Source organism: Streptomyces sp. NPDC104831 (assembly GCF_055583025.1).
Genome location: NZ_JBVJOT010000100.1, coordinates 1 through 17,859, shown reverse-complemented (window position 1 = coordinate 17,859; position 17,859 = coordinate 1). Strand labels below are relative to the sequence as shown.

Below are 17,859 nucleotides of genomic sequence, written 5' to 3'. Positions count from 1 at the left end.
CATCAGGCACAAGATCATCCGACACACACAGAACTCTGCCGCCCACCGGCCCAACTGCCAAGCCTGTGAGCCAAACTCATTCTGAAATGATCAGTTAGGAGCGCGGTCTGCAACAGGGCCAGGCGCCGGCCGCGCCGCGCCTCCTCCGACTCCCCGAGGACGGGGGAGGGGTCGTGGATCTCCAGGACGTCGATCTCGAACCCGGCGAGGATCTCCCGCTCGATCGCCTCGCTCAGCCCGAGCTCCGCTATCCACGCGCCGTACGTTCCGCCCGGGTCGTCGGCCATGCTCGCGATCTCCGCTTCCTGTCCGTCCGCGCCCTTATGCGGCCGGGGAGCGGCGAGGATGCGCGGGGTCGCGGTCAGGTAGAGCCGGAAATCCGCCCGGCTCCGGGCGTTGTCGTGGATCGCCGCCCACGGACGACCAAGATCACCGGCGGTCCCGTGGTCCTCATCCACGATCGCCAGGTCGAAGCCCGCCATGCGCTGCCCGCAAAGCCGCTCTCCGCCCGCCAGCGCGGCCTCCAGCCGACCGTCTACGACTGTCCGGCGTCCCGGAGCTTGCGCTCCGGCGCGGCTGCGTCCCAGTGGCCGTGCCGGACAGTCCCCCCCCGCACCTACGACCGCGGCCATTGCCGCACCGCCCCCGGCGGTCACCCACCGACCAGCCGTGTGAAAACAACGGTGCGGGGCAACAGGGCCAGGGCTTGCCCACCCGGTCGTTGCCGGGAGGACACTGCCCTGGTCCGTGGTGAGGGCAGGCCGCCGTCACGCCATCACTCACGTCATGCGAGCGCAGGTCGCATAGGCGATGACAGGAACGCTGGCGACGCCGTTGGTGGCCTGCCACCCCGTTGGAGTGGAGCCGGGAGTCGCAGGGACTGGCGTCAGCGACAAGAGAGTGGTGGTCGTCGGCCCCGGCTCGGACCAGCCGCCTCCGAGAGCCACGTCGCCGGGGTTACAGGTGGCCGTCGACGTTCCCGGCATCGTAGGCCCGACCACCGTGTACACGTCGACCGGCCCCGGAGGCCCCGCCGGTCCTTCTGGTCCTGCCGGTCCTTCTGGTCCTGCCGGTCCCTCTGGTCCTGCCGGTCCCGCCGGTCCCGCCGGTCCCGCCGGTCCCGCCGGACCTTCTGGTCCTGCCGGGCCCTGTGGTCCGGGCGGGCCCTGGGTGCCGGAACCATTGCCGTGCCCGTACCCGTCGTCACCCCCGCCCCCGCGGAGGAGGCGCGTGGACTCCGTCAGGCCGGTCGACGACACGGGATTGTCGGCACCGGGCCCGTGGATCGTGTCCGCGACGGCCACCGTGCTCGGGACGATGCTGAGCGTTACGGCGACTGCTCCCGTCAGCAGCAGAGTTGAGGACTTCACACGTGAACTGCGGAGCGTTCTACGACTCACCCGAGAACCCTTCTCGAAGAACTTGAAGCGACCACACCGCGAGTGTGCGCACCCAGTGCGCTGCGCGAGCGTGTCCCGTCGCCGACAGCCACGGACAGAGCCAGTATTGGCATCACACCGGAAAATGCCGTTAAACATTGCGTACAAGACACAACGGCCACACGTTCGGCTCTCGTGGAGACCCATCTCGCCGACAGGTCAGATGAGTTGGTAATTTCATCGCACTAACGCCGGAGCAGCTGCTGCGGGTATCCCGCCCCCGGTTGCGATGGTCTGCTCTTCGCAGGCCTGGGGTGTTCAGCGGCCCGCCACTACGGGCTGCGGCCCGCCACTACGGGCTGCGGCCGGCCACTTCGGACCCGTCGGCTTCCGGGCCAGGCAGTAGCTGGATGGAGGTGCTGGCCGCGTTGGCCGCTGGGCTCCGGCCGACCGGCTTCACCGCACACGGAGACGCCGGGAGCAGGCCAGGGTCTGCGGTGTTCCGGCCTGGACGGTGGACGGCCAGGCGGCGGTACGGGAAGAGCCGTCCGGGGGGGGGCTTCCCGTGGCGGGGCGGGGTGTCATCCGGTATATGCCGGTGACGACCCGTACCACGTGCCGTACTCGCGGCGGGGTCGTCGGAGGTGTGCACCAGGTTGCGCACGAGGCGGTATTCCGCTCGCGCTGCGGTGAGGCCGTCGTCGCCCAGGTCGCCGCGGATCGTCTCGGGCACGGCCCGGGTGGGGTCGGTGTGGCCGATAAGCCGCCGCAGTCGGGCGTGGATGCCCGGCTCGCCGTTCGCCAGGGCCAGCGTGACAGGCTGCCCCGCGTAGGCGGCGTCGATGTACGCGGGCAGGTCCCGCATGCCTGGCGCCCGGTGTCGGCGAGCATGTGAGCTGCCGCTTCCACCACCCCGGCGATGCGCCCTGACCACGGCGGCAAATGGAGGCGGCCCTTGCACCCGACGTTCAGGGCGCGAGGGCCGTTTCCGATACGGCGGGCGCGCTGTCCAGGCCGAACTGGGCCGCTTCCAGGGTTCCCGTTCCGTTCCCCGAGGCGTGCGCGTCGGCCAGTCTCAGGGTGAGGTCGTTGGTGGTGGCGTAGCGGGTGTACCAGATCTCGTCGATTCCGAGCCTGGTCAGGGCGGTTTTCTGGGCCTGGGTGGGATGGAGGAGGTGATGGCGGGAGACGATCAGCTGGTCGGTGTCGGTGAAGGTGAAGTCGGCCCTGTCGCCGTTGTGGTGGTAGGTCCAGCGGACCTTGCTGTAGTAGTCCCGGGGGTAGTCCGCGTCGGGGTGCGCCTTCGGGGCGGATTCGTGGGCGGTCACCGTCTCCGGGTCGTACGCGCCGACGAGGCGTTCGCCGCTCTTGGTGTCGTCGACGAGGAAGACGGGGACGGTGCCTGCGCCGTACTCCTCACGCAGGTGCAGGTCCGCGCCGATCACGGCGTACGGGCCGACGCTGCCGCGGCCCCAGCGCCAGTGCTCGACGCCGTAGGGGAAGGGACGGTCGCCCCAGTTGTGGTCGTGGTAGCCGTGGCCGGTGAAGGTTCGTGTCCGGCCGTTCACGGTGACCGTGCCGGTGGCGGTTCCGGAGGGCACCGCGCACAGCCAGCCGAAGGAGTGGCCGGTGTCGCCGAAGTAGAGGACGCCGGTGCCCGGCCGGAAGGGGCGCACCGTGCTGGTCAGCGTCAGGTCGACGCCCACGTCGCCCGACCGGCCCCGCATGCGGTAGGACTTCAGGTCGCCGGTGAAGGTGAAGGGGCCCAGGCGCACGGCGCAGCGGTTCTTGGCGCTGGTGAATTCCTGCCACCCGTAGCGGTGGACGCCGCCGTGGCTGGTGCCGTCGGGGTCGGTGACGGTGACTGCGGCCTTGGGTGTGCGCCCGGCCTCGCCGGGCTCGGGGACGAAGCCGTCGTCGAGCCGGGTGCTCAGGGTGAAGGAGACGACCGTCCCGTCGTCACCCGTGAAGTCGGAGTACCACCACTCGAAGACGTCCGGGTCGTCGTTGTGGGCGTGGGTACGGAAGCCGTCCTCCCACTGCTCGATCGCGCCTCGCTGCAGGCCCGTCCGGGTGTAGTCGGCGTCGGTGTGACCGTAACCGTTGGACGTCCGGCCGCCGCCTGAACGGGTCGTCGCCGGCGTGGACGGGTCGGGGCTGGCCGGGGCCGCTTCCGCCCGCCGGGGCGGTCCGGTGCACGCGGAGAGCGCGAGGCCGCAAGCCGCGGTGCCCAGCCCGGCCGCGGCGGTGGTGCGCAGGAACGCACGACGGGAGGGGGCGGTCCCTTCGTACATGGCAGAAGCCTTTCCGCTCACGGAAGTCCGCCCTGGCGAGGGTTGTCCCACCGTCGTCAGGGGGCGGTCCGCCCAGTAGACGGCCTTCGGGAGGATGACGCATCTCGAACGTGGGCCATCACTCGCCGCGGTGATTCACTCGGTCGGACCGGCCCCCGTGGCCGGACGGGGCCGGGAGCCGGAGGCTTGATGTCCGAGCCGCAGTGTCGGTCAGGCGGGGGAAGGAGCGGCTCGGCCCGGGGCGACTGCCGAGGAGACCGAGATGAGGCCGAGCGGCCCGCTGTGGAATCTGCCGCTGGCCGGGCGGCGGTGGGCCGTGCTCTCGTCCGTCCTGGAGTCGGGCCTCTCGTGCGCGGCACTGCTCGGGGCCTACGCGCTGCTGCCGCTGTCCGCCGGCACGTCCCTGCCCGAACTGCTGCGACTGGTCGCGGCGGTGATCGTGGTCGCGGCAGTGGTGGCGCGGCAGGTATGGGCGGTGCTGCGCGCCGGGCGTCCCTTTCTGCGTGCGGTCAGGGCCCTGTGTGTGTCGGTGCTGTTCCTCCTGGTGGTGTTCGCCGCCCTCTACGTGAAGTTGTCGGCCGGTGATCCAAGGGCGTTCACGCACCCTCTGACGCGGATCGACGCGCTGTACTTCACGGTATCCGTCTTCGCCACCGTGGGCTTCGGAGACCTGGCGGCGATGACGCAGCTGGCTCGCCTCGTGGTCACCGTGCAGATGCTGCTGGACCTGGTGGTGCTCGGAGTGGTGATCCGGGTCCTGTCGGGTGCGGCACGAAGGAGCCTGGTACGAGGCCGGCCCGGGCACGACAAGGAGGCTCCGCTCCGGGGACGACGGCCGTGAACCGGCCGGGCCTCGACGGCCTTGAGGAGACGGCGAGAGCTGGGCCTTCCAACACGGTAAGGACGACGGTACGGCCGTCGGGGCCGGTGAAGGTGTGGCGGCCTGGCGGGTGGACGGTGCTGTGAAGAGTGAGGCCGAGTCGAAGATAGCCGGTGGCAAGTCGGCGGCCGGCGGGGTACAGCTCGACCACGGCCCTGTCGCGGTCGGCGGCATAGTGCTCGGGGCCGATACCGTGCCGCTCGGAGACGCGGCATCGCCGGCAGTGCTGCCCCGTCAAGAAGCCGATCAGTCCGCGCCTGCGCTGTCGTGTCGCGAGCGGTCGGGCGGCTGCCGCTGCTCGGTGCCGCTTCACCGGGCCCCGTGAGCGCCCTTGACGCTGGCTCCGGCCTGCGGGACGGTCATCCCCTTTGTGCAGACCCCTGCGGCGTGCTGGTGTGCGCGCACGATGGTGGAGTCGACGGACACGGCCCAGTCGAGGTCGCCTTCGGCGTCGGCCTGGGCCATCAGGGCGGTGAAGTCCCGCTCCCAGGTGCCGTCGGCGGCCCACTTCCGCAGCCGGTTGTAGACGCCTCGCCGGCTGCTGTGCTTCTCCGGCAGGTGGACCCACTGCGTTCCGGTCTGGAACTTGAAGGCGATGGCGTCGGTCACCTCACGGTGGTCCCGCCAGCGCCCGCCCCGCTGAGGGGTCCGGTCGGGGAGCAACGGCTCGATCCGGGCCCACGGCGCATCTGTTGACGGCATGCCGGACCAACGGTCAACCGATCCAAACGAAACTGCCTAGGTCCAACTCGGCGAGGGCTCGTTGGGTTCTCCGTACGGCACTGGCCGGCCGGTGAGGGCGTCCAGCAGGATGCGGTCATCGAGCGGCTTCCGGAGATCCGCCTTAACGCTCTGTTCGATCATTTCGGCGCTGCAGGGGCCGCTCTGTGCAGGGCGGCAACACCGTCCAGATCATGCAGCGGATCGGCGGGTGGGAGCTGTGTGCGTCGGCCGTGTTCAACGGCATCGCCGAGGTGTCCATGCAGGGCTGCGGCAACAACGGGTCGGTGACACGGTGGACCCAGATTGCTGTGGGCGGCAACCGTTGGGTCTACCGGGACAACGCCCAGCACAAGTGCCTCGCGGCGACCCGGCTCAACGGTCCGGTCGAGCTCGTCGAGTGCGCGTTCGGGGACCAGGAACAGCAGTGGATCAAACGCGCTGGGTGAAAGAGCACATCACAGCTGACATCCTCCCCGCCGTAATCACGCTCACAGGGCAGAAATCTCGCAGCGATCTCTGACCGACACTGAATTGCTTGAGGTCGAGACAGTCGGAACGGCGACGCGGGCGGATGCTCCGCATTTCGGTGACCGGCCGTGCTCCAGTCGCAGTACACACCGTGCGGGCCCCGGAGGATCACCGTGATGCATGTCGCGCAGCCGGTACGTCCGTTGGGATCACCCTGACAGTGGTATATGACTACGCGCCGTCGATCAACGGCAGGGACACTCGTAGAGGCACCGCACCGGTCAAGCGCTGCCACCGCGATGCTCAACCCGCACGACCCGCTCCGTAACCCCGAAAGGCAGGGAAGTCATGGCTGCGCAATCTAAACGCCTCGTCGCCGCCCTCGCCCTGACAGCGGCCCTCACTCCCACCGCCACGGCCGAAGCTGCCGCATCCGGCAAAAACAGAGCAGTCGGTGACTGGTGTCTCGCCAACGAGCTGGGCACTGACAAGATCGTCACCAAGAGGTGCAACTCGGCCGACAATGGGCAGCACTGGGAGCACGTCGACTATGACACATATCGAAAAACAGGAATGTGGCGCCTGGTGACGGCACCGGAGTGGTGTCTCGCCAACGAGCTGGGCACCGACAAGATTCAGACCAAAAAATGCAACCAAGGCGACCGCGGACAGCAGTGGTATCAACTCTCAGACCGCCACTGGAGCACCATGTTCCTGCTCCACGCTGATGAGTGGTGCCTCGCCAACAACCTGGGAACTACTAAGATCCTCACCAAGAGGTGCAACTACATCGACAACTCACAACACTGGCAAAAGTACAACGGCGACATGATTAGTCTCGCCGTTTGAACGCGACTTTCCCGCGACCCCTGAAGGTTGTCCCATGACCGATGGTTCCGCTGATGCGTTGGTCCGGCATGGGCGGGTGATCTCAGCAGGTGATCCGAAATGGATCGAACCGCTTGCAGGACTGACCGATGTGCAGTTCGCGAGGCTGGTGGCACTGGTACGGCGCCGAGGGTGCGGATGCGGAGGCCGGGCTGCGCGCCGAGTACGGCCACTACACCGCCGACGGCGCCCGCACGCCCGGCCGCGATCTGCCCTGCGCGGGTGGCTATCGTCGCCGTCCACGTCCTCGGCGGCCTGTTCTCGGTCGCGTGGTCCGGCGATGTCACCGCCTGCCTCCTCCCCGACGGGCACCTGCGCCTGCTGACCGAGGACAACAACGCCCGCCGGGCGTGCGACGGCGGGGACCGCAATCTGATCACCGCCTGTCTCGGGGAAGCCCGCAGTGACGAGGAGATCGAACGCCTCTGGGGCCATCCGGCCATCGAGTACCTGCGCGGCCCGGCCGGGCTGGGTCCTGCTCGTCTCCGACGGCGGGCGGCTTCACGACGAGCTGCTCGCCGACCGGCCGGAGGCCCTGGCCGTGCTCACGGTGGATACCAAGAGGCCCCGGCTCCAAGCGGTGTACGAGGGCTGGGGGTACCGGAAGGTCGGCGGGCGGGAGGATGTCTCATGAGACATAGGCGATGCCGAGATGCCCGCGGCGAACGCCCGGAGGCCGTCGGGCCCTGGGACATACACGAGAGCTACGCATCCCCCGGAGGCCGCCGGCGAACGGCTCCCGCCGGACACACGGGCCATTAGCCAGAGCCACGCGCCGGCCGCCCCCCGCCTGGCTGCCGCGAGAGTCGCCGTCGTCGACCGCCTTCGTGTCCACCGCGGCGGCCGCGAGCTGCCGCACGCCGTTAATACGCGGTAGTGCAGAAAAGCCTCATTGCCTCTATTACGGCGCTTTCCGCAATAGGGCGCCCCCTTGATGCGCCTGTGCGCGGTGCAGATGGCCGTTGGCTGAGCAGTTGACGGGAACTAGCCCATCAGAAGCTGGTTCCTGAACGATGACGCGCTGACGTCATACCAGCAACGGCCGTTACGTGGTGCGTAACGCGTCAGACCGTTGGTGCTGACCGGTCCCCCCACAACTTCCGGCAGCAGATTCCCCCCACCAAGGAGAGACAGATGAGTACGACGGACACAGTCACAACAGCAACCCTGGAGCAGGCGGAAGAGCTCTTCCGGGCGCTCAGGGAGGGATCTGCGGACAGGGTCGCAGAGGTTCTCGGCAAGGCCGCGCAGCAGACGGAGCCGGCAGGGGACCCGGTGGACATCGAGCAGCTCATCGGTGCGGCAGTGCCCCGGATCAGTGGGCTGACCGACCGTGGCCAGCAGGCGGCGCGCGGTGCTGCGGGCACTCTGGACGACGCCGGCAGGCCGTCCGGTGTGTGGGAGGCCGAGCCCCCGCAGATCGTCATGTACAAGGAGAAGTACTACGGTGACGGCAGGCCCGGCAGCGGCGGGTTGCAGATGCTGTGGGACGGCATCTATGCGGTCGGGAAGGCGGTCTACAACGCGGTCGGAGGCAGCGGCAGCAGCGACGGCGGCAGCAGCGGCGACGGCAAGTTCACCTACGACAACGGATACGACCCCTCCCGGGACGCCCAGAACTAGGGGCCCGGATCGCCAGCCCCGGGCCGCGGCCGAATGGGCTTTTCGGTCTGGCCGCACGTCACGCCAGACCGCCCGGGCTGCTCAGCCGGCCAGTGGTGACGGCAACCGGCAGCGGACACTGCCGTACACCGGCGCCGCCGACCGAGCACCAAGGCGCCCCGTGGTGCGTGGCCGACCCGTCTCAACCGCGCACCACCCGGGGGCTACCATCGCTGCCCGGCCAGGCTCGCGCCAGCTGCCTGGCGGTACATCCGGTCGAAGCCCGCGGGCTTCGACCGGCGCCGCCCCCCAACCTGTACATCGCCGCACGAGAGGAAGGCCCCCTGTGCGCTCTGCCGCGGACCGTGGCACCGCCCCCACCCGCGCCGACCCCGTCACCGACCGGCTGCTGCGCCACCGGATCCTCTCCATCGGAACCCCGATCAACGGACAGACCGCCGATACGGTCACCAGCAGACTGCTCCTCCTGGCCGCCGAAACCGATGCCCCCATCACCCTCTACATCAACTCACCAGGAGGATCGGTACCTGCCGGCATGGCCATCTACGACACCATGCAGCACATCCGAAACCCAGTCATCACCATCGGCCTCGGCTACTGCGCCTCCATGGCCCAACTGCTCCTCGCCGCCGGCACACCGGGCCGGCGAGCCGCTCTGCCGCATTCCAGGATGATGCTGCACCTGCCGTCCATCACCGGTGCCGCCCCCGCGAATGCGTCAGAGGAACTGCGACACACCAGGCAGCAGATCAGCGGCCTGATCGCCCGGCACACAAACCGCACAGCTGAAGAGGTGATCCGCAACTTCAGCCACGACCGCTGGTTCAGCGCCGTCCAGGCGCAGCAGTACGGCCTCATCGACGAGATCCTTCACCCCCGACACACCCGCTCGAGTCCGTCACGGCGAGCAGGGGCGCCGTTGACAAGCGGCGAACCAAGTGACAAGTAACCCGGCCAGGGGTACCGACCTCGACGGTGAGCCTTTTACGACCGCAGGTTGAGGCCTGACGAAGGGCGGGGATGGTCTTCACGATGGCGGTGACTCGGTCGGTGCTACGGCGGAGGCCGACAGCAGTCGGTCTGCCGCATCGACGATGACCTACCACGCCGAGCCGGGCTCGTCGGACGTGGCGGCGCCGACCCGATTGGGGGCTGCAGGGGAGCTGCGCACCGGCCGGTGACCGGTCGGTGCGGGCTCGGTCTACCGGTTTGCGGCTTCGCGAGAGGCGATCCGGTCCGTGCGACCGACCGCGCGGCCCACCGCGTTGCGCACCGCGAGGCCCGGCCGGGTGCGGGGCACCATGAGCCTGGAGAGCAGACCGACGCGTCGCTGCCGGAGACCTACCTCACGGCGGAGCCGCGACTCGTAGGCGGCGAAGGCGCGGGCGTGATCACCGGGATGGGCGGCGAGCTCTTCTGCGAGGGCGTACGCGCCCGCCATCGCCATGCTGGACCCGTCACCCAGCAGGGCTGTCGCCGCCGCCGCGTCCCCGAGCAGTACGACCCGTCCGCGGGACCACGAGGGCACCCGGACGGTGGTCAGGGGGTCGAAGAACGGAGCCGGGTGGTCGAGGAACGCCGCCACGAGTTCCGGTGCCCGCCACCGCACGTCGGCGTAGGCGCCGGCCACGGTCTGCTTGTGAAGGGCGATGTCCTTGCGGTCATGGAGCGCCGGCTGTGCGGCCCGGAAGGTGAAGATCGCGAGCGGGGTGGTCCGCGAGGGGTGGAGGACCAGCATCCGGTTCGGCACGGTCAGCATCGTCGTCTCGGTCGGGTCCTCGATGGCGTCGGGTTCCGGCGGGACGGTCGCGCCGTACGGGCCCAGGCCGCTCGCGAACTGCCGCTCGGGGCCGAATACCAGGCGTCGTACGGTGGAGTGCATCCCGTCCGGAGGCGGTTGCGTTCGCCGGCCACTACGACTTCGACGTCGAACGTGCTGGCCGCCTACCGGCCCACCGGCAAGGGCCGCGTCGAACGGCAGATACAGATCGTCCGCGACCACGTCCTGGCCGGGCGGGCGTTTTCCTCCATCGAGGAGATGGAAGCCGCCTTCGCCGCCTGGGTCCCGCAGCGCAGGGGCCAGATCCACAAGACCCACCAGGAGGTCATCGGCGAGCGGGCCGCCCGCGACCACGCGGCCCTCAAGCCGTTGCCGGCCACCCCCTATCCGGTGACCGAGCGGCACCTTCGCCGGTCGGCAAGGACTGCCTGGTCGCCTTCGCCGGCAACCTCTACTCGGTGCCCGCCCGGCGGGTCCGTCCGCGTCAGCTGGTCGAGGTCCGGGCTACGAAGTCGCAGGCCGCCGGATCCGGGGTCCACCCGTACACCGCCCACACCGCCGCCAGCCAGCGGAGCCGAACCGGCCCGGCGACCTCCACCGGACGCAGGCCGCGGTCGGCGAAGCCCGTACCGGTGATCGTCCCTGTCCCCGGCCCGCGGCCGGGAGGCCCGCCGAGCGGGCGAGCGTACCGCGCCGACCCGTGGCCTGCCGGGCGGGCACCCTCCCGGCGCCCGAGCGGGACGAGTGCCGGCGCCGCCTCTCCGGCTTCGGCGCGGCGGCGGGCATCCGGCAGGAATGGTCGGGGCACGACTTCTGCCGGTGCAACTTCCTGGTCACCCCCGGCCGCAACGGGTTGGCTGTACGACACCAGGGGGCAGGGCCGAAGGTGCCCCCTCGATCGAGGAGACAGCCGTGAACAAGATCAGGGCCGCCATCGTCGCGGTCGCCACCGTGGCGGGCCTCGCCGTGGCCGTACCACCCGCCGCGCAGGCCGCGAACGGTTGCAAGACCGGCGGCCATGCCTACATGTGCGAGTTCGGCATCACCACCAAGAAGCTGCCGGACGGGACCAAGCAGGTCTTCGTGGTGGGCACCGAACGGGCGGTGTGGACGCGCTGGACCGACTCCGACGGCGACTGGAGCGAGTGGGAGTCGATGGGCGGGGTGGCGGTGAGCGCCGTGGTGATCACGGACGAGCGGCCCTGGGAGTTCGCCATCCACGTCATCATGCCCGACGGCTTCGGGTGGTACCGCCTGCGCAACGTGAACGGCTACTGGACCGACTGGGCCCGCAACCCGGACCCGAAGTAGCCGGTCCCGGGTCCCATGTCCGGCGGGGGCGGCCGGCGAGGCGCCACCTCGCCGCCCCGGGCGGGTGACGACGTCACCGAGGCGCAGCCACACGGACGACCGGACCCGGAGGCCCTGCCGGCCACACCCACACCTTCCGGCCGAGGGCACTCGCCTGCCCGGCGGCCCGGTGCGACCCGTCCCGCTTCACAGGAGACATCATGCAACGACGTACGTTCCTCACCGGCACCGTGCTGGGTGCCGCCGCGCTCGCCTCCGTCCCGGCCCTGTCGGCCGGCGCGTCGGCGGCCACGGTGACCGTCGGTTCCCTGGCCGACCTCCAGACCAGGATCAACGAGGCGAAGCCCGGAGACCGGATCGTCCTGGCCGACGGCACCTACACCGTCCCCTCGAACACGCCCATCACCATCTCGGGCAAGGCAGGCACCGCCGACGCGCCGATCACGATCGTCGCGCAGTCCCGTGGGGGAGTGGTGCTCCAGGGCGCGAAGAGCTTTGTCCTCGGCAACTCGAGCAACATCACCATCAGCGGGTTCGCCTTCCGGCAGAGCACCACCCTGGAGATCCCTGCGAACTGCACGGGCATCCGGCTGACCCGCAACGACTTCCGCTTCGCCGATGTCAGCGGACTCGACTGGGTCGTCGTGCGGGGCGACAACACCAAGATCGACCGCAACCACTTCCACGACAAGACGACCGAGGGGATCTTCGTCGTCGTCGACGGCCCGGGCTCCACCGCCATGGCCCAGAAGCCGCACATCTTCAAGAACCACTTCTCCGACCACAGCTACGCCGGGGCCAACGGCGGCGAACCCATCCGGCTCGGCGTCAGCAGCCGCGCACTGTCCAGCGCCGAAGGCGTCGTGGAGTACAACCTGTTCGAGCGGTGCGACGGCGACCCCGAGGCCGTCTCCGTGAAGTCGTCCGGCAACACCATCCGGTACAACACGCTGCGCGACAGCCGGGGCGGCATCGTGCTGCGGCACGGCAACCAGTCCACGGTGGAGGCCAACTACCTGCTCGACGGCACCGACGGCGTACGCCTCTACGGCAACGACCACACGGTGGTCAACAACTACTTCGGCGGCCTGTCGGGCCGGGCCCTGGTGATCGGCAGCGGCAGCACGCGCGACCACCACTCGGGCGAGACGACCGAGGAGCGGCGCGGCAACGACGCGTGCGACCGGGCGGTCATCGCGCACAACACCTTCGTCGGCAACGCCAGGCCGATCTCGGGCGAGGAGCGGACCTACGCGCCGCAGGACGCGGTCGTCGCCGACAACCTCCTGGTCGGCAGCACCGGCAGCCTGGTCGACATGGAGGAGACCAGCGGCTTCCTCTGGCAGGGCAACATCCTGTGGGGTGCGGCGGCCAACGGCAACATCCCCTCCGGTGGATACCGCCGGGTCGACCCCCTCCTCCGGCAGGAGTCCGACGGAGTGTCCCGGCTGTCGGCGGGCAGCCCCGCGATCGGCGCGGCTACGCTCGTCACCCTGACCCTGGTCGACGACATCGACGGCCACCCGCGCGGCAGCGCCCGCGATGTCGGCGCCGACGAGTACTCGGTCCAGGCCCCGCTGCGCCGTCCCCTGACCGTGTCCGACGTGGGCCCGAACGCGTCCTGAACGGCCCCGCCGACGGCCCCCGCTCCGGCGGCCCGCCAGCGGGACCACCCTCCCGGACCTGCCGCCCAGGCCTCCTCCGCCCGGCGTCCCACCAGCCGGGCGTCCCACCCGGGCCCACCTCGGGTGGTGGCCCGGGTGACGGCCTGGGGCACCGTGGAGGCAGCCCCTGTGACGCGAGCGACGCCGACCGGGCGGCGCAGGTCGCCGTGCACGCGCCTCGGTGACCTACAGGCGGACGATGATCAGCGCGATGTCGTCGAGGCCGCCGTCGGCGACGCCGAGGTGGGTGAGCAGGGTGTCGGCCAGGGCCTCGGGAGCGAGGTGGGCGTGGTGGGCGAGGGTGTCGGTGAGGCGGTGCAGGCCGACGTCGATGTCCTCGCCACGGCGTTCGACCAGTCCGTCGGTGTACAGCACGAGGGTGTCGCCCGGCGCGTACGGGACGGTGGCCTGCACGCGCCGGTCGACGTCGACGGGGACGCCCAGCGGGGGCGCGGTGGCCTGGTCGAGGAGGACGACGGCGCCGTCACGGCGGGCGAGCGCGGGCGGCAGGTGGCCCGCGCTGGTGTAGGTGATCTGCCGGCGGCGGGTGTCGACGACGGCTTTGACCGCGGTCGTGGCCAGCGCGCCGTCGAAGGTACGGGCATAACGGCTCAGGATGTCCATCGCCGTGCCGGGCGTGCGAATGGCGCGGACCGCGGCGGACAGGGCGCTTCTGAGCATGCCCATCACGGCGGCGGCCGCCAGGCCGTGGCCGACCACGTCGCCGACCGCGACGGTGAAGGTGTCCTCGGACAGGTCCACCACGTCGTACCAGTCGCCGCAGACGTTGAGTGACCGGACGGCCGGCATGTAACGCACGGCGATGTCGCGGTGCCCCTCGAGGTCCGGGGAGTGGAGCATGGCCTTCTGCAGGGTGAGGGCCGTCTCCCGTTCCCGGGCATGGGCCTCGCGCAGTTCCTCGTTCAGACGCTGCAACTCCTGTGACCGGGCGAAGAGTTCACCTTCCATCGCGTCCCGCTCCCCGCTCGGCGCACCGGGCCGCGTGGCGAGGGGACGGGTCAGTACGAATTCCGTCATGTCCTCCACCCGGTGGATGATCCAGGCGATCTCGCCGTCCGGCCCGAGGACGGGGGTGTTGATCGGCGACCACCATTTCGCCCGGAACACACCCGGGTGGCCGGACACCGGGATGTCGTACTTCTGCACGGCCATGGTGTCCGGCTCCTTCGAGCGCAGCACTCGCTGGAGGGAGGCGTTCAGATTGCGCACGCCGTCGGCGTCCGGGTCTGCCGGATTGTCGGGATGGACCTCGAACAGAGCACGGCCGAGCAGTTCGTCGCGCGTACGGCCGGTGACCCGCAGATACGCGTCGTTGACGTCGACGATCACCAGAGCGGGGTTCAGCACCAGGTAGGGGCTGGGTGTCACGGCGAACAGCGCCTGGTAGTCGATCTCCGGTCCGGTCACACGCGCCCTCCTGCCCTGCCTGCCGGATCCTATCCTCGAACCCCGGCCCGGCCCGTGAGCCTCCACCGGTGACGATCCGGACAATCGGAGCGCCTGACCCCATGCGCGCCGCCGCCCCGTGAGTCGACCCCCGGGGCGTCCGGGCCGTGCGTGCCACCACGTCGAAGCCGAAGTCGGCCATGCGGGTCACCATCGCCACCTGGGACTGCGGCTGTCCCCCTGCCGCCCATGGAGCCGAAGGCGAGGTGGGGCCGGTCGTCCTTGAGGAGCAGGGCGGGGGAGGGTGTGGGAGGTGCGTTTTCCGGGGTGCAGGCAGGTGGGGTGGTTCTCGTCCAGGGAGAAGAAGGCCCCGCGGGTTCTGCAGGACGACCCCGGTGTCATCACCCAGCGCGGTGGAGCCGAAGTCGTGATAGATCGACTGGATGACGGAGACCACCATGCCGGACGAGTCGGCGGTGGCGAAGGAGCAGGTGTCGCCGGCCGACGCGCGCCGCGCGTACGGGTGGGCGTACGGGAGGCCCGGAGGCACGGCGTTCATATCGGCGGCGCGCTCCGGGTCGATCAGACGGCGGCGATCCTCGGCGCAGTCCTTGCTGATCACCCGGTCCAGCGGGATGTCCACGGAGCGCGGGTCGGCCAGCCACTCGTCGCGGTCGGCGAAGGCGATCTTCACCGCTTCGACGAGGTGGTGGCACTAGGCCGTGTCTCCCAACTCTTCTTGGGCACGGAGGTATGAAGGTCTCCGCCGTGCTCGTAGACTTATAACGTGACATTCATGAGCACCCCGCACTGCTGCTTCCTGTGATCGGAAGGCGCTGAGGGCGACGCCGGACGGCGTCGCCCTCCTTGGTGTGCCTGCTGCGTGAACCACGTCCCGACGCTGCCCGTTCCTTCCTGAGGCAGTGACGCTCTGAGCGCGCAGGCACGATCCCTTCCCTTCGCCCCTTGCAAGGAGTGCCTCGTGCCCGTGTCGCTTCCCCCTGCCCTCGATCTGTCCCTCGACCTGCTGCGTTGCCCGACGTGCCGTACGCGCCGCCTGCACCCCGACCACGGTGCACTGCGTTGCCCGGTGGGCCATAGCTTCGACATTGCCCGTCACGGATATGCCAGTTTGCTGACGGGCACCCGCGCCATCAGCGGTGACAACGCGGCCATGGTTCAGGCCCGGGACCGGTTCCTGTCCACTGGCGCCTACGCGCTCATCCGCGAAGTCGGGGCCCGACTGGCGGTCGACGCCGTGTCTGAGCAGGGCACGGTGGTGGATGTGGGGTGCGGCACGGGCTACTACCTGGCCGGCGTACTCGACCAGTTGCCTAGCGCCCGTGGTCTGGGACTAGACACATCCGTGCGTGCGCTGCGCTTGGCAGCCCGTGCCCACGACCGAGCTGCCGCGGTGGCCTGGGACGTCTTCCGTCCCTTCCCGCTGGCCGACGGGGCGGCCGATGTCGTACTGGACGTGTTCGCACCACGCAATCCGACCGAGTTCCACCGCGTTCTGCGCCCGACCGGTCGACTGATCGTAGTCCGACCCACCCGGCGGCACTTGGCCGAGCTGCGTGGCCAAGTGCCTGCGATGGTCGCGATCGACCCGACCAAGGAACAGCGCCTGCACCGCACGCTCAACCCCCTCTTCGAGGCCGTCGTCACCGAACAGGTGGAGTACTCCGCGACCCTGTCCAGGCTCGAGGTGTTGGACCTGGTAACGATGACGCCGAGCGCACGCCACGTGAGTCGCGCAGATCTGAACGGCGACGGCGTCTTCCCCAACCAGGTCACTGTCTCCGTGCTGGCCACCGTCTACCAGCCTCGGTGACCACGAGCGGGCGCATGCGCCTGCTGACCGACGAACAATGGGCACGCCTGGCGCCCTGCCTTCCCCGCAGCGCGGGGAAGGCAGGGCGCCCGTTCGCCGACCATCGTCGCATCGTCGAAGGGATCATCTATCGGTACCGCACGGGCATCCCCTGGAGAGATCTGCCCCGCGAAGCATTCGGTCCCTGGCAGACGGTGTGGAAGCGCCACCGCAGGTGGGCGGCTGACGGCACCTGGGACACGGTTCTGGCCCAAGTGACCGCCCAGGCGGACTCGGTCAATGGGATCGACTGGACGGTCTCGGTGGACTCGACCATCAACCGGGCCCACCAGCACGCCACGAACACGGCCCGGCCGGAGAGAGACATCAGCGCTGTCACCTGCCAGAGCAAGAACGAAACTCCTGCTACTGGGGGCGAGCCGGCCGGCCACGCCATCGGCCGATCGCGTGGCGGCCTGACGACCAAGATTCATCACGCCGTGGACGGCAATGGCCGCCCGCTGGCCGAGTCCACGACGTGCGGGTCCTCCCTCTCCTGCTGGGCGACATACGAGTCCCGCGACTTGGCCCTGGCAGGCCGCGCACTGCCCCGGATGCACTGCTCGCAGACAAGGCGTATTCCTCCAGGCAGGTCCGCGCAGATCTTGCGGTCCGTGGCATCCGCACGGTGATTCCCGAGCGTGCCGATCAGCTGGCCAACCGCAAGAGGAAAGGCCGCAGCGGCGGACGGCCCCGGACTCTGGACACTGAGACCTACAAGCGTAGGAACGTCGTGGAACGATCATTCAGCCTGCTCAAGCAGTGGCGGGGCCTGGCCACGCGTTACGACAAACTCGCGATGGTCTACCGCTCCGCAGCCGTACTGGCGGCGATCATCGCCTGGTTACGGAGTTGAGAGACACGGCCTAGCCGACCGTGCCCTCGCCGAGCGCGGCGAGGTCCAGGCCCTCGACCAGGTTGAAGAGCTGGAGCGCGGTGAACCCCTGGGTGCTGGGCGGCAGCTCGTAGACCTGGTATCCGCGGTAGCCGGTCGTCAGGGGCTCGACCCACTCGGCATGGTAGGTGGCGAAGTCGTCGGGAGTGAGGGGTGAACCCTGCGGTTGCAGGCCGGCGCGCATGCGGTCGGCGACGCGGCCCTCGTAGAAGCCCGCGCGTGGGCCGTGGGCGGCCAGGCGCTCGAAAGTCCGGGCCAGGTGCGCCTGCACCAATCGCTGCCCGTCGCGGGGCACCCGGCCACCTGGGAGGTAGACGGCGGCGGTGTCGGGCCGGGCGGCCAGCAGCTGCTCGTCCGTCATGGTCGCCTCCGCCAGCGGTGTGCGGCGCCTGGTCGAGCACGCGCTCCACCGCACGGTCTGGTACGGCGACCTCGCGACGACCACCGGCGCCCCGCAGACCACCCGGCGGGCACCCGCGTGTGAGACTCCCAGCATGATCCGTACTGCGACCCCCGCCGACATCCCCGTCCTCCACACCCTGATCCGCGAGCTCGCCGAGTACGAAAAGGCACTCGACGAGGCCAGGGCGACGAAGGAGCAACTCACCGAGGCCCTCTTCGGCGAGCGCCCGGCCGCCTACGCACACGTGGCCGAGGACGCCGATGGTGAAGTC

At 69.9% G+C, this 17,859-nt stretch carries 15 protein-coding genes and 4 pseudogenes; 11 read left to right on the top strand and 8 right to left on the bottom strand.

Features of this window, described 5'->3' with window-relative positions:
- Nucleotides 1–95: 95 nt before the first annotated feature.
- The 3 genes and pseudogenes from ACZ63H_RS36920 to ACZ63H_RS36910 form a co-directional block, all read right to left on the bottom strand.
- A pseudogene (locus ACZ63H_RS36920) lies at nucleotides 96–539 on the bottom strand (DEAD/DEAH box helicase); the annotation flags it as partial.
- 1,192 nt (nucleotides 540–1,731) lie between these two features.
- Nucleotides 1,732–2,244: a nucleoside-diphosphate kinase gene (locus ACZ63H_RS36915; RefSeq protein WP_469872740.1), complete on the bottom strand. Its 513-nt coding sequence runs from the start codon at nucleotides 2,242–2,244 to the stop codon at nucleotides 1,732–1,734.
- A gap of 103 nt (nucleotides 2,245–2,347) precedes the next feature.
- A complete protein-coding gene (locus ACZ63H_RS36910) occupies nucleotides 2,348–3,673 on the bottom strand; it encodes a lipocalin-like domain-containing protein (RefSeq protein ID WP_469872738.1) in 1,326 nt (441 codons plus the stop codon).
- Between the two features lie 262 nt (nucleotides 3,674–3,935).
- Here ACZ63H_RS36910 and ACZ63H_RS36905 point away from each other — a divergent pair, with 262 nt between their 5' ends.
- Nucleotides 3,936–4,514, top strand: a complete 579-nt coding sequence (locus ACZ63H_RS36905; RefSeq protein WP_469872736.1) for a potassium channel family protein — start codon at nucleotides 3,936–3,938, stop codon at nucleotides 4,512–4,514.
- A 348-nt stretch (nucleotides 4,515–4,862) separates the two neighbouring features.
- On the opposite strand, the gene ACZ63H_RS36900 is transcribed toward ACZ63H_RS36905, so the two are convergent.
- Nucleotides 4,863–5,255 carry a transposase gene (locus ACZ63H_RS36900; RefSeq protein ID WP_469872734.1) on the bottom strand — a complete coding sequence of 131 codons (393 nt, stop codon included), beginning with the start codon at nucleotides 5,253–5,255 and terminating at the stop codon, nucleotides 4,863–4,865.
- A gap of 185 nt (nucleotides 5,256–5,440) precedes the next feature.
- Here ACZ63H_RS36900 and ACZ63H_RS36895 point away from each other — a divergent pair, with 185 nt between their 5' ends.
- The 4 genes from ACZ63H_RS36895 (at nucleotide 5,441) to ACZ63H_RS36880 (ending at nucleotide 9,204) form a co-directional block, all read left to right on the top strand.
- Entirely contained in the window at nucleotides 5,441–5,722 is a 282-nt protein-coding gene (locus ACZ63H_RS36895; RefSeq protein ID WP_469872732.1) for a hypothetical protein, read from the top strand.
- A 370-nt stretch (nucleotides 5,723–6,092) separates the two neighbouring features.
- Complete coding sequence (locus ACZ63H_RS36890; RefSeq protein WP_469872730.1) at nucleotides 6,093–6,593, top strand: hypothetical protein; 501 nt, start codon at nucleotides 6,093–6,095, stop codon at nucleotides 6,591–6,593.
- 1,173 nt (nucleotides 6,594–7,766) lie between these two features.
- Nucleotides 7,767–8,255, top strand: coding sequence for a hypothetical protein (locus ACZ63H_RS36885; RefSeq protein ID WP_469872728.1), 489 nt, complete (start codon nucleotides 7,767–7,769; stop codon nucleotides 8,253–8,255).
- Between the two features lie 325 nt (nucleotides 8,256–8,580).
- Nucleotides 8,581–9,204, top strand: coding sequence for a ClpP family protease (locus ACZ63H_RS36880; RefSeq protein WP_469872726.1), 624 nt, complete (start codon nucleotides 8,581–8,583; stop codon nucleotides 9,202–9,204).
- Between the two features lie 252 nt (nucleotides 9,205–9,456).
- Here the strand turns inward: ACZ63H_RS36880 and ACZ63H_RS36875 are convergent, their stop codons facing one another.
- Entirely contained in the window at nucleotides 9,457–10,137 is a 681-nt protein-coding gene (locus ACZ63H_RS36875) for a Rossmann-fold NAD(P)-binding domain-containing protein (protein ID WP_469872724.1), read from the bottom strand.
- Here ACZ63H_RS36875 and ACZ63H_RS36870 point away from each other — a divergent pair.
- The 3 genes and pseudogenes from ACZ63H_RS36870 to ACZ63H_RS36860 form a co-directional block, all read left to right on the top strand.
- A pseudogene (locus tag ACZ63H_RS36870) lies at nucleotides 10,110–10,499 on the top strand (hypothetical protein); the annotation flags it as partial. The gene ACZ63H_RS36875 and the pseudogene ACZ63H_RS36870 sit on opposite strands and share 28 nt — an antisense overlap.
- A gap of 448 nt (nucleotides 10,500–10,947) precedes the next feature.
- On the top strand, nucleotides 10,948–11,346 hold the full coding sequence (locus ACZ63H_RS36865; protein WP_469872723.1) for a DUF8189 domain-containing protein: 399 nt from the start codon (nucleotides 10,948–10,950) through the stop codon (nucleotides 11,344–11,346).
- A 200-nt stretch (nucleotides 11,347–11,546) separates the two neighbouring features.
- Nucleotides 11,547–12,971, top strand: coding sequence for a chondroitinase-B domain-containing protein (locus ACZ63H_RS36860; protein WP_469872721.1), 1,425 nt, complete (start codon nucleotides 11,547–11,549; stop codon nucleotides 12,969–12,971).
- A gap of 225 nt (nucleotides 12,972–13,196) precedes the next feature.
- On the opposite strand, the gene ACZ63H_RS36855 is transcribed toward ACZ63H_RS36860, so the two are convergent.
- The gene (locus ACZ63H_RS36855; RefSeq protein WP_469872719.1) at nucleotides 13,197–14,438 is read right to left on the bottom strand and encodes a PP2C family protein-serine/threonine phosphatase; all 1,242 of its coding nucleotides are present in this window, start codon (nucleotides 14,436–14,438) and stop codon (nucleotides 13,197–13,199) included.
- A gap of 364 nt (nucleotides 14,439–14,802) precedes the next feature.
- Nucleotides 14,803–15,117, bottom strand: a pseudogene (locus ACZ63H_RS36850) (gamma-glutamyltransferase); the annotation flags it as partial.
- Nucleotides 15,118–15,399: 282 nt separating this feature from the next.
- Between ACZ63H_RS36850 and ACZ63H_RS36845 the strand changes: the two are divergent.
- Complete coding sequence (locus ACZ63H_RS36845) at nucleotides 15,400–16,251, top strand: methyltransferase domain-containing protein (RefSeq protein ID WP_469872717.1); 852 nt, start codon at nucleotides 15,400–15,402, stop codon at nucleotides 16,249–16,251.
- 14 nt (nucleotides 16,252–16,265) lie between these two features.
- Nucleotides 16,266–17,146: pseudogene (locus ACZ63H_RS36840) on the top strand (IS5 family transposase).
- A gap of 10 nt (nucleotides 17,147–17,156) precedes the next feature.
- Here the strand turns inward: ACZ63H_RS36840 and ACZ63H_RS36835 are convergent.
- Entirely contained in the window at nucleotides 17,157–17,681 is a 525-nt protein-coding gene (locus tag ACZ63H_RS36835) for a gamma-glutamyltransferase (RefSeq protein WP_469872716.1), read from the bottom strand.
- On the opposite strand from ACZ63H_RS36835, the gene ACZ63H_RS36830 reads away from it, so the two are divergent.
- On the top strand, nucleotides 17,680–17,859 hold a 180-nt coding region (locus ACZ63H_RS36830; protein ID WP_469872714.1), incomplete at its 3' end, for a GNAT family N-acetyltransferase. The genes ACZ63H_RS36835 and ACZ63H_RS36830 overlap by 2 nt on opposite strands.